Raw genomic sequence first — 12275 nt, 5'->3', positions numbered from 1 at the left:
TAGTTTTGCATCCTTTCGCCGTCGTGGCGGCCAATTGAAGCGAGTATAGACGTTTCAGTCAGGGCTGGTAATAGACTGAAGTGCGGCGCAATTTTCTTTGCGCTACATTAATGCGGTTGCATTTAGGGGTACGATTTTGCATTGAATCGTGCATACTGTGCGCTTTTTGTGGGCCAAGGGACCAGGAACACATTTGTTATTCAAACGAAAAGACTAGTCTATGAGCACTGATAATAAGCAATCATTACCCGCAATAACGCTTGCGGCGATCGGGGTTGTCTACGGTGATATTGGCACCAGCCCGCTTTATACGCTTCGTGAATGTCTGTCCGGCCAGTTTGGCTTTGGTGTTGAGCGCGATGCCGTATTTGGCTTCCTGTCCCTCATCTTCTGGCTGCTGATCCTGGTGGTTTCTGTTAAATATCTCTCCTTCGTTATGCGCGCTGATAACGCGGGCGAAGGCGGTATCCTGACCCTGATGTCCCTTGCAGGGCGCAACACCTCTGCCAGAATGACCTCCGTGCTGGTGATTATCGGCCTGATTGGCGGCAGCTTCTTCTATGGAGAGGTGGTTATTACGCCCGCGATTTCGGTCCTCTCGGCGATAGAGGGGCTGGAGATCATCGCGCCGCAGCTTGATACGTGGGTGGTCCCGCTGGCGATAATCGTGCTGACGCTGCTGTTTGTGATCCAGAAGCACGGTACCGGGCTGGTGGGTAAACTGTTTGCACCAATTATGCTGGCCTGGTTCCTGATCCTGGCCGCGCTTGGCTTGCGCAGCATTATCGCTAACCCGGAAGTGCTGCATGCGCTGAACCCCTACTGGGCCGTGCATTTCTTCCTCGAATACAAAGTGGTTTCCTTCGTGGCGCTGGGGGCGGTCGTGCTCTCCATTACCGGCGTTGAAGCATTGTATGCTGACATGGGTCACTTCGGGAAACTGCCTATCCGCGTGGCCTGGTTTATTGTGGTGCTGCCGTCGCTGGTGCTGAACTACTTTGGCCAGGGCGCGCTGTTGCTCAAAAATCCGGAAGCGATAAAGAACCCGTTCTTCCTGCTGGCGCCTGACTGGGCGCTGGTGCCGATGCTAATCCTGGCGACGCTGGCGACCGTCATTGCCTCTCAGGCGGTGATTTCCGGTGTGTTTTCTCTGACGCGCCAGGCCGTGCGTCTGGGGTATCTCTCGCCGATGCGCATCATCCATACTTCAGAGATGGAGTCGGGCCAGATCTACATCCCGTTCGTTAACTGGCTGCTCTATTTTGCGGTTGTGATTGTTATCGTCAGCTTCGAGCACTCCAGCAACCTGGCGGCGGCGTACGGTATTGCAGTAACCGGTACGATGGTGCTGACATCGCTTCTCTCCACTACGGTGGCGTACCGAAACTGGCACTGGAATAAATTCCTCGTGGCGATGATTCTGGTGGGCTTCCTGTGTATTGACGTGCCGCTGTTCTCTGCGAACCTCGACAAGATTGTCTCCGGCGGCTGGCTGCCGCTGACGCTGGGTCTGGTGATGTTCATCGTCATGACCACCTGGAAAAGCGAGCGTTTCCGCCTGCTGCGGCGCATGCATGAGCACGGGAATTCTCTGGAGGCGATGATCGCTTCGCTGGAGAAATCTCCGCCGGTCCGCGTGCCGGGCACTGCGGTGTATATGTCTCGCGCCCTGAACGTCATCCCGTTCGCGCTGATGCATAACCTCAAGCACAACAAAGTGCTGCACGAGCGTGTGATCCTGCTGACGCTGCGCACCGAAGATGCGCCTTACGTTCATAACGTGCGTCGCGTGCAAATCGAGCAGCTCTCCCCGACATTCTGGCGCGTGGTGGCGAGCTACGGCTGGCGTGAAACGCCAAACGTGGAAGAGGTGTTCCACCGCTGCGGTCTGGAAGGGCTGAGCTGCCGGATGATGGAGACGTCGTTCTTTATGTCTCACGAGTCGCTGATCATCGGCAAGCGCCCGTGGTATTTGCGCCTGCGCGGCAAGCTGTACCTGATCCTGCAGCGTAACGCCCTGCGCGCGCCTGACCAGTTTGAGATCCCGCCTAACCGCGTGATAGAGCTGGGTACGCAGGTCGAGATTTAAGTCCTTTCGAAAATGCCGGGTGGCGCTTCGCTTACCCGGCCTACCCAACCCGTAGGCCCGTGCAAGCGAAGCGCCGGCGGGCAATTTCTCCCATCAATATTTCACTTAGCGAAACGTTTCGACGTCGATCACAAATCTGTTACGTCATGGTGGTTTTCTGAACATTTCTGAGGCTACACTTCTTTTAGCGAAACGTTTCGCTAGTGGAGCAAGAAAATGAAGAAAGGCACTGTACTCAACTCAGAAATCTCATCGGTTATTTCCCGTCTTGGGCATACCGATACGCTGGTGGTTTGCGATGCAGGCTTACCGGTTCCGCGCAGTACAACCCGTATCGATATGGCGTTAACGCAGGGCGTACCTTCGTTTATGCAGGTACTGGACGTGGTGACCGCGGAGATGCAGGTTGAGGCGGCCATTCTCGCGGCGGAAATCAAACAACATAATCCGCAACTCCACGAAACGTTGCTCAGCCATCTTGAGCAGCTGCAACAACACCAGGGAAACACCATCGAAATTCGTTACACAACGCACGAACAATTCAAACAACAAACCGCAGACAGTCAGGCGGTGATTCGCAGCGGGGAGTGTTCCCCGTATGCGAATATCATTCTCTGTGCTGGCGTCACCTTCTGAGGCCATCATGGACGCATTACTGCAACTCAAAGGGATCGATAAGTCGTTCCCGGGCGTAAAAGCCCTCTCCGGCGCGGCGCTGAACGTCTACCCCGGGCGCGTAATGGCGCTGGTGGGTGAAAACGGTGCCGGCAAATCCACCATGATGAAAGTGCTGACCGGTATCTATCAACGCGATGCCGGTTCGCTCCTCTGGCTGGGTAAAGAGACCACCTTTAACGGCCCGAAATCCTCTCAGGAAGCGGGCATCGGCATTATTCACCAGGAGTTGAACCTGATCCCACAGCTCACCATTGCGGAGAACATCTTCCTCGGCCGTGAGTTCGTGAACCGCTTCGGCAAGATCGACTGGAAAACCATGTATGCCGAAGCCGACAAGCTGCTGGCGAAGCTGAACCTGCGCTTTAAGAGCGACCGCCTGGTCGGCGATCTCTCCATCGGCGATCAGCAGATGGTGGAAATCGCGAAGGTGCTGAGCTTTGAGTCGAAGGTCATCATTATGGATGAACCGACCGACGCCCTGACCGATACCGAAACCGAATCCCTGTTCCGCGTTATCCGCGAGCTGAAATCGCAGGGGCGCGGGATTGTCTATATCTCTCACCGTATGAAAGAGATCTTTGAAATCTGCGATGACGTCACCGTCTTCCGCGACGGGCAGTTTATTGCCGAGCGCGAAGTGGCCACGCTGACCGAAGATACACTCATCGAAATGATGGTAGGACGTAAGCTGGAAGATCAGTATCCGCATCTGGATAAAGCGCCGGGTGAGATCCGCCTGAAGGTGGACAACCTCTGCGGTCCGGGTGTGAACGACGTCACCTTTACCCTGCGCCAGGGCGAGATCCTGGGCGTGGCGGGCCTGATGGGCGCGGGACGTACCGAGCTGATGAAAGTGTTGTACGGCGCACTGCCGCGCACCAGCGGTTATGTCACCCTCGACGGCCATGAAGTGGTCACCCGCTCCCCGCAGGATGGTCTGGCGAACGGCATTGTCTATATCTCCGAAGACCGCAAACGCGACGGCTTAGTGCTGGGCATGTCGGTAAAAGAGAACATGTCCCTGACTGCGCTGCGCTATTTCAGCCACAGCGGCGGCAGCCTGAAGCATAAAGATGAACAGCAGGCGGTCAGCGATTTCATCCGTCTCTTTAACGTTAAAACCCCGTCGATGGAGCAGGCGATTGGCCTGTTGTCCGGCGGGAATCAGCAGAAAGTGGCGATTGCGCGCGGGCTGATGACGCGCCCGAAAGTGTTGATCCTCGACGAGCCAACCCGCGGCGTGGACGTGGGGGCGAAAAAAGAGATCTATCAGCTGATTAACCAGTTCAAGGCCGACGGTCTGAGCATCATTCTGGTCTCTTCCGAGATGCCAGAAGTATTAGGCATGAGCGATCGTATTATCGTCATGCATGAAGGGCATCTCGGCGGTGAATTCACTCGCGAGCAGGCCACCCAGGAAGTTCTGATGGCTGCCGCTGTGGGCAAGCTTAATCGCGTGAATCAGGAGTAAGAAGATGACTACCCAGGCTGTTTCTGGTCGCCGCTATTTCACAAAGGCGTGGCTGATGGAGCAAAAATCGCTGATTGCCCTGCTGGTGCTGATCGCGATTGTGTCGACCATGAGCCCGAATTTCTTCACCGTAAATAACCTGTTCAACATTCTGCAGCAGACGTCGGTGAACGCCATTATGGCGGTCGGCATGACGCTGGTGATTTTGACCTCAGGGATCGATCTGTCCGTCGGTTCCCTGCTGGCCCTCACCGGCGCGATCGCCGCTTCGCTTGTCGGGATTGAAGTTAACGCGCTGGTGGCCGTGGCCGCGGCCCTGGCGGCAGGCGCGGCGATTGGTGCCGTCACCGGCGTGATTGTGGCAAAAGGCCGCGTTCAGGCGTTCATCGCGACGCTGGTGATGATGCTGCTGCTGCGCGGGGTGACCATGGTTTATACCAACGGCAGCCCGGTCAATACCGGCTTCACCGATAACGCCGATCTGTTTGGCTGGTTCGGTATCGGTCGCCCGCTGGGCGTCCCGACCCCGGTCTGGATCATGGCTATCGTCTTCCTGGCGGCGTGGTACATGCTGCACCATACCCGTCTGGGCCGTTACATCTATGCGCTGGGCGGTAACGAAGCGGCAACGCGCCTGTCCGGGATTAGCGTTAATAAAGTCAAAGTCATCGTGTATTCCCTGTGCGGTCTGCTGGCGTCACTGGCGGGCATCATCGAAGTGGCGCGCCTCTCTTCCGCGCAGCCGACGGCGGGTACGGGGTATGAGCTGGATGCCATTGCAGCAGTGGTTCTGGGCGGTACGAGTCTGGCGGGCGGTAAAGGTCGCATTGTTGGGACATTGATCGGCGCACTGATTCTCGGTTTCCTGAATAATGGTTTGAATTTGTTAGGTGTTTCCTCCTATTACCAGATGATCGTTAAGGCAGTGGTGATTTTGCTGGCGGTACTGGTAGACAACAAAAAACAGTAACTGACGACACTACAGGACATCTTAGATATGAACATGAAAAAACTGGCTACCCTGGTTTCCGCTGTCGCGCTGAGCGCAACCGTAAGTGCTAACGCCATGGCGAAAGATACCATCGCGCTGGTTGTCTCTACGCTGAACAACCCGTTCTTCGTCTCCCTGAAGGACGGTGCGCAGAAAGAAGCGGATAAACTGGGCTACAACCTGGTGGTACTGGATTCACAGAACAACCCGGCGAAAGAGCTGGCTAACGTACAGGACTTAACCGTTCGTGGCACCAAGATTCTGCTGATCAACCCAACCGATTCTGATGCCGTAGGCAACGCCGTGAAGATGGCAAACCAGGCGAAAATTCCGGTGATCACCCTGGACCGTCAGGCAACCAAAGGCGACGTGGTGAGCCATATCGCGTCTGACAACGTGCTGGGTGGCAAAATCGCGGGTGACTACATTGCGAAGAAAGCCGGCGAAGGCGCGAAAGTTATCGAACTGCAGGGGATTGCCGGTACGTCTGCCGCCCGCGAGCGTGGCGAAGGCTTCCAGCAGGCGGTTGCAGCGCATAAATTCAACGTACTGGCCAGCCAGCCTGCGGACTTCGACCGTACTAAAGGTCTGAACGTCATGCAGAACCTGCTGACCGCACATCCTGACGTACAGGCGGTCTTCGCGCAGAACGACGAAATGGCGCTGGGCGCGCTGCGTGCCCTGCAGACTGCAGGTAAATCTGATGTGATGGTTGTCGGATTTGACGGCACGCCGGATGGTGAAAAAGCAGTAAACGATGGCAAACTGGCTGCGACCATCGCTCAGCTGCCTGAGCAGATTGGCGCCACTGGCGTTGAAACTGCCGACAAAGTGCTGAAGGGCGAAAAAGTTCAGGCTAAATACCCTGTTGACCTGAAACTGGTTATCAAGCAGTAAAAGGCGAATCAGGTCGTCACTGGCGGCCTGAGGGACACCAATAAAGAAAAGTGTGGCATACGCCACCGGGTAACACCGGTGGCGCTCTCAGATGGACAACCCAACCATGAAAACCGCAGGCAACCTCGTCGTCCTTGGCAGTATCAATGCCGATCACATTCTTAACCTTGAATCTTTCCCTGCACCGGGCGAAACCGTCACGGGTAGCCAGTATCAGGTCGCTTTTGGCGGTAAAGGGGCAAACCAGGCCGTTGCCGCTGGCCGCAGCGGAGCGAATATTGCGTTTATCGCCTGCACGGGCGATGACGATACCGGTGAGCGCGTACGCAAGCAGCTGGCAAGCGATAACATTGATATCGCACCGGTCAGCGTTGTTGCAGGGGAGTCTACCGGCGTGGCGCTGATTTTCGTCAACGCAGAAGGTGAGAATGTTATCGGTATTCATGCTGGCGCTAACGCAGCGTTGACGACGGAGCGCGTAGAAGCGCAACGTGCACTCATCGCCGGAGCGGAAGCCCTGCTCATGCAGCTGGAGTCACCGGTTGAAAGCGTGCTGGCCGCGGCGAACATTGCGCATGAAAATCATACCACTGTCGTACTTAATCCGGCCCCTGCCCGTGTATTATCTGACGAGCTGCTGGCGCTGGTGGACATCATCACGCCGAACGAAACCGAAGCCGAAAAGCTGACGGGCATTCGTGTTGAAAACGATGATGATGCCGCGCGAGCCGCGCGTGCGCTGCACGACAAAGGCATCGGAACGGTGATCATCACCCTGGGCAGCCGTGGGGTATGGGCAAGCGTAAACGGTGAAGGCCGTCGCGTGCCGGGCTTTAAGGTGAAGGCGATTGATACCATTGCAGCGGGAGATACCTTCAATGGTGCACTGGTGACCGCACTGCTGGAAGGCAAGAGTATGGATGATGCGATCCGCTTCGCGCATGCGGCTGCCGCGATTGCGGTGACGCGCAAGGGCGCTCAGCCTTCCGTTCCGTGGCGTAAAGAGATCGATGAATTCTTAAGTCAGCAGGGGTAACGCTTGGCCACAATGAAAGATGTCGCTCGCCTGGCGGGCGTTTCTACCTCGACGGTGTCTCACGTCATTAATAACGATCGCTTCGTCAGCGAGGCGATTCGGGAAAAAGTCGAAGCGGCAGTAAAAGATCTCAACTATGCGCCGTCTGCGCTGGCGCGCAGCCTTAAGCTCAATCAGACGCGTACGATCGGTATGCTGATCACCGCCAGTACCAATCCCTTTTATTCTGAGCTGGTTCGCGGCGTGGAGCGCAGCTGCTTCGAGCGTGGCTACAGCCTGGTGCTGTGCAATACCGAAGGGGACGAGCAGCGCATGAACCGTAACCTGGAAACGCTGATGCAAAAACGCGTCGACGGGTTACTGCTGCTGTGTACCGAAACGCACCAGCCCTCGAAAGAAATTATCCAGCGCTACCCCTCCATTCCCACGGTGATGATGGACTGGGCGCCGTTCGACGGCACCAGCGATCTTATTCAGGATAACTCTCTGCTGGGGGGCGATATGGCCACCCAGTATCTGATCGATAAAGGCTATACCCGCATCGCCTGTATTACCGGTCCGCTGGACAAAACCCCGGCGCGTTTGCGTCTGGAAGGGTATCTCGCCGCGATGGCGCGGGCGGGACTTTCCGTGCCGGAAGGGTACCGTATTACCGGTGATTTTGAGTTTCACGGTGGTTTTGAAGCGATGCAGACGCTGCTGGCGCAGCCGCAGCGTCCGCAGGCGGTGTTTATCGGCAACGACGCCATGGCGTTTGGTGCCTATCAGGCGTTATATCAGGCCGGTTTGCGTGTTCCCGACGATATGGCGGTAATCGGCTACGATGATATTGAGCTGGCCAGCTATATGACGCCGCCGCTCACCACCATCCATCAGCCAAAAGATGAGCTGGGCGAGCTGGCCATCGATGTGTTGATCCACCGAATGGCTCAGCCCACGCTGCAGCAGCAACGCCTGCAGCTTACTCCTGTTCTGATGGAACGGGGTTCGGTTTAGCTTTCGCCTTATGGCGTTCTTTTATCAGGTTACGGCCATCTTTCGGTTTTAACAGCATAAAGACCAGCGCTGAAACGACGGTGAGTGCGCCCATGGTGATAAAGGTATAGTGGAACTGCTCGACGGTGTTCGCGCTGTCGAAACCTTCATAAAACCGCAGTACCGCCGCGCTCACGGCCACCCCTAAACTGATCGACAGCTGCTGGGTGACTGCCAGCACGCTGTTGCCGCTACTGGCGTTCTCGTCGGTCAGATCCGCAAGGGTGATGGTGTTCATTGATGTGAACTGCGTCGACATCGCCATGCCCAGCACAAACAGCGGCAGTATCAGCATCCAGACGGGAAGCGAGGCGGACTGCAGCGAGAACTGCGCAATCATCAGGCCAATAAAGACCGTCACGCCAACCAGCGTCTTGCGATAGCCAAACCAGCGTAGCACCTGCGTCACGGTCGATTTTGCCAGAATCGAGCCCATCGCCGTAGGGGCCATCATGCAGCCGGCAATCAGGGCCGGATAGCCGAAACCGACCTGCAGCATCAGTGGCATCAGGAACGGTACGCAGCCGGTTCCCAGACGCGAGGCAATGTTTCCCGCGATCCCGACGGAAAAGGTTCGGGTGTTGAAGAGCCCAAGAGAGATTAACGGCGTCGGGTGACGGCGCGCGTGACGTATATAAAGAAGGAACAGCAGAATCCCGGCGAGGATAACGGAGAGCGCCATCCATGTCGCGACGATCTTCTCGCCAAACAGCTCCATCCCGCTGGAGAAAAGCACCAGGCTCAGGCCAAACTGGAAAAAGCCCCCCATGTCGAAGCTGCGTCTTGGTGTGGTGAAGTTCGGCATATATTTGCGGGCATACAGCAGCCCCGCAACGCCAATCGGAATATTAATCAGGAAGATCCAGTGCCAGCTTGCCCAGGTGACAAACACGCCACCGAGTACCGGGCCAAGTATCGGGCCGACCAGTCCCGGCATGGTGACGAAGTTAAGCACGGGAAGCAGTTCGCTTCGAGGGTAGGCTCGTAATAAGGCAAGGCGTGCCACGGGCATCATCATCGCGCCGCCAATGCCCTGTAATACGCGGAAGATAACCAGCTCCGTTAAGGACGAGGAGAGCGCACAGGCCAGCGAACCGAGCGTAAAGAGCGTTACGGCCAGCATGAAAACTCTGCGGGTGCCGAAGCGGTCGGCCAGCCAGCCGCTAACCGGAATTAACATTGCGACCGTCAGGGTGTAGCTGATGATGGCGGACTGCATCGCCAGCGGGGAGCGGTTAAGGCTTTGCGCAATAGCGGGAAGCGCGGTGTTGAGGATGGTGGCATCCAGTGCCTGCATAAAAAACGCCATGGCTGCAATCCACGGCAATCCGGCCATGCTGCGCGCTTTTTTCTTTGTCATTTATTTACCTGCTGGTGGGTTGGCGCAGCCAGTAATGCCTGGCACGCACTCAGGGCTCGCTGCCCGTCGCTTTCCTGAATGGCATCCACTATCGCCTGATGCAATTCCAGTTTTACCACGTCGTTTTGTGTAATAGAGGTAAAGTAAGTGTGGTACACCGAATGGAATAATGAGGCAAAAGAGGTGAGGAACGGATTGGCGCTCATCATATAGATATGTTCATGCCAGGCCATATCGACTTCAACCCAGCGTTCGCGGTTGAAGTGTTTTTTCAGGAACACCATCTCTTCCATCAATGCGTTAAGCTGCGCTTTTTGCTCTGCCGTGCCAAGCGTGGCGGCAAGCAGACATGCCTGAGGTTCAAGACTGCTGCGCATCACCAGAAAGTGATCGACAACCTGATGAAAGTTATCTTCCGTCATCCACCAGGAGAGCAGCTCCTGATCGAGAAAATTCCAGTTACTCTGTGGCATCACGCGCGTGCCAATACGCGGGCGTGGAAGCACCATACCTTTAGCCGTCAGGGTTTTCACCGCCTCGCGAACCGCGGTACGGCTCACCCCAAACTGCTCACCCAGCTCCATTTCACCCGGCAGGATGCTACCCGGGGCATATTTACCCGCTAAAATTCGCTGCGCCAGCTTTTCTGCCAGCACATACGACAGGTTTTTTTGGGCGGCCAGCTGTTGTGCGCTTAATGGCATCGCTTTTATTCCTTAAAGATTCATGCTGATAATTATGCCACCTCGAATGTGATTGTGGTTGCAGATACATCAAATAGAACAATTTGTAGCTTGATTTCACCGCTGCTGGTGAAAAAAAACACGGATAGAAACTTTTTTTAAATTTCCTCTTGTCACGCCGGAATAACTCCCTATAATGCGCCTCCACTGACACGGAACAACGGCACACACGCCGCCGGGTAAGCAGAGAAAAGCGAAAATAAACGCTTGACTCTGAAGCGGGAAAGCGTAATATGCACACCCCGCGCCGCAGCGAAAACGAAGCGGCACTGCTCTTTAACAATTTATCAGACAATCTGTGTGGGCACTCAAAGTGACATGGATTCTTAATGTCTTCGGACAATAAATGAATACCAAGTCTCTGAGTGAACATACGTAATTCATTACGAAGTTTAATTCACGAGCATCAAACTTAAATTGAAGAGTTTGATCATGGCTCAGATTGAACGCTGGCGGCAGGCCTAACACATGCAAGTCGAGCGGCAGCGGAAAGTAGCTTGCTACTTTGCCGGCGAGCGGCGGACGGGTGAGTAATGTCTGGGAAACTGCCTGATGGAGGGGGATAACTACTGGAAACGGTAGCTAATACCGCATAACGTCGCAAGACCAAAGAGGGGGACCTTCGGGCCTCTTGCCATCAGATGTGCCCAGATGGGATTAGCTAGTAGGTGGGGTAACGGCTCACCTAGGCGACGATCCCTAGCTGGTCTGAGAGGATGACCAGCCACACTGGAACTGAGACACGGTCCAGACTCCTACGGGAGGCAGCAGTGGGGAATATTGCACAATGGGCGCAAGCCTGATGCAGCCATGCCGCGTGTATGAAGAAGGCCTTCGGGTTGTAAAGTACTTTCAGCGGGGAGGAAGGTGTTGAGGTTAATAACCTCAGCAATTGACGTTACCCGCAGAAGAAGCACCGGCTAACTCCGTGCCAGCAGCCGCGGTAATACGGAGGGTGCAAGCGTTAATCGGAATTACTGGGCGTAAAGCGCACGCAGGCGGTCTGTCAAGTCGGATGTGAAATCCCCGGGCTCAACCTGGGAACTGCATTCGAAACTGGCAGGCTAGAGTCTTGTAGAGGGGGGTAGAATTCCAGGTGTAGCGGTGAAATGCGTAGAGATCTGGAGGAATACCGGTGGCGAAGGCGGCCCCCTGGACAAAGACTGACGCTCAGGTGCGAAAGCGTGGGGAGCAAACAGGATTAGATACCCTGGTAGTCCACGCCGTAAACGATGTCGACTTGGAGGTTGTGCCCTTGAGGCGTGGCTTCCGGAGCTAACGCGTTAAGTCGACCGCCTGGGGAGTACGGCCGCAAGGTTAAAACTCAAATGAATTGACGGGGGCCCGCACAAGCGGTGGAGCATGTGGTTTAATTCGATGCAACGCGAAGAACCTTACCTACTCTTGACATCCAGAGAACTTTCCAGAGATGGATTGGTGCCTTCGGGAACTCTGAGACAGGTGCTGCATGGCTGTCGTCAGCTCGTGTTGTGAAATGTTGGGTTAAGTCCCGCAACGAGCGCAACCCTTATCCTTTGTTGCCAGCGGTTAGGCCGGGAACTCAAAGGAGACTGCCAGTGATAAACTGGAGGAAGGTGGGGATGACGTCAAGTCATCATGGCCCTTACGAGTAGGGCTACACACGTGCTACAATGGCGCATACAAAGAGAAGCGACCTCGCGAGAGCAAGCGGACCTCATAAAGTGCGTCGTAGTCCGGATTGGAGTCTGCAACTCGACTCCATGAAGTCGGAATCGCTAGTAATCGTAGATCAGAATGCTACGGTGAATACGTTCCCGGGCCTTGTACACACCGCCCGTCACACCATGGGAGTGGGTTGCAAAAGAAGTAGGTAGCTTAACCTTCGGGAGGGCGCTTACCACTTTGTGATTCATGACTGGGGTGAAGTCGTAACAAGGTAACCGTAGGGGAACCTGCGGTTGGATCACCTCCTTACCTTAAAGAACCTGCCTTT

Annotated in this window: 9 protein-coding genes and 1 rRNA gene; 8 read left to right on the top strand and 2 right to left on the bottom strand. The window is 55.6% G+C overall.

Annotation, left to right across the window (positions count from 1 at the left end; genetic code table 11):
* Positions 1-220: 220 nt before the first annotated feature.
* The 7 genes from kup to rbsR all read left to right on the top strand — a co-directional run bounded on the left by kup (position 221) and on the right by rbsR (position 8158).
* On the top strand, positions 221-2089 hold the full coding sequence (gene kup / locus V1572_RS02700; RefSeq protein ID WP_008500202.1) for a low affinity potassium transporter Kup: 1869 nt from the start codon (positions 221-223) through the stop codon (positions 2087-2089).
* 216 nt (positions 2090-2305) lie between these two features.
* The gene (gene rbsD / locus V1572_RS02695) at positions 2306-2725 is read left to right on the top strand and encodes a D-ribose pyranase (protein ID WP_008503495.1); all 420 of its coding nucleotides are present in this window, start codon (positions 2306-2308) and stop codon (positions 2723-2725) included.
* A gap of 7 nt (positions 2726-2732) precedes the next feature.
* Positions 2733-4238 carry a ribose ABC transporter ATP-binding protein RbsA gene (rbsA, locus tag V1572_RS02690; protein ID WP_024907897.1) on the top strand — a complete coding sequence of 502 codons (1506 nt, stop codon included), beginning with the start codon at positions 2733-2735 and terminating at the stop codon, positions 4236-4238.
* A 4-nt stretch (positions 4239-4242) separates the two neighbouring features.
* Complete coding sequence (gene rbsC / locus V1572_RS02685; RefSeq protein WP_021242657.1) at positions 4243-5208, top strand: ribose ABC transporter permease; 966 nt, start codon at positions 4243-4245, stop codon at positions 5206-5208.
* Between the two features lie 27 nt (positions 5209-5235).
* Positions 5236-6126: a ribose ABC transporter substrate-binding protein RbsB gene (rbsB, locus tag V1572_RS02680; protein WP_008503498.1), complete on the top strand. Its 891-nt coding sequence runs from the start codon at positions 5236-5238 to the stop codon at positions 6124-6126.
* A 106-nt stretch (positions 6127-6232) separates the two neighbouring features.
* On the top strand, positions 6233-7162 hold the full coding sequence (gene rbsK / locus V1572_RS02675; protein ID WP_196365604.1) for a ribokinase: 930 nt from the start codon (positions 6233-6235) through the stop codon (positions 7160-7162).
* Between the two features lie 3 nt (positions 7163-7165).
* Positions 7166-8158 (top strand): ribose operon transcriptional repressor RbsR, encoded by a 993-nt coding sequence (gene rbsR / locus V1572_RS02670; RefSeq protein ID WP_074180468.1) that lies wholly within the window; start codon positions 7166-7168, stop codon positions 8156-8158.
* Here the strand turns inward: rbsR and mdtD are convergent.
* The gene (gene mdtD / locus V1572_RS02665; RefSeq protein ID WP_395299677.1) at positions 8124-9557 is read right to left on the bottom strand and encodes a multidrug transporter subunit MdtD; all 1434 of its coding nucleotides are present in this window, start codon (positions 9555-9557) and stop codon (positions 8124-8126) included. The two genes, rbsR and mdtD, sit on opposite strands and share 35 nt — an antisense overlap.
* The gene (locus V1572_RS02660; RefSeq protein WP_024907901.1) at positions 9554-10261 is read right to left on the bottom strand and encodes a FadR/GntR family transcriptional regulator; all 708 of its coding nucleotides are present in this window, start codon (positions 10259-10261) and stop codon (positions 9554-9556) included. Before V1572_RS02660 ends, mdtD begins: the two co-directional genes overlap by 4 nt.
* Positions 10262-10714: 453 nt before the next feature.
* Between V1572_RS02660 and V1572_RS02655 the strand changes: the two genes are divergently transcribed.
* Positions 10715-12256 (top strand): 16S ribosomal RNA (locus V1572_RS02655).
* Positions 12257-12275: the final 19 nt, after the last annotated feature.

The sequence above is a fragment of the Enterobacter quasiroggenkampii genome (assembly GCF_043972695.1).
Taxonomy (GTDB): Bacteria; Pseudomonadota; Gammaproteobacteria; order Enterobacterales; family Enterobacteriaceae; genus Enterobacter; species Enterobacter quasiroggenkampii.
Note: the sequence above shows the minus strand (reverse complement) of the source record. Positions and strands in the feature narration are given on the sequence as shown.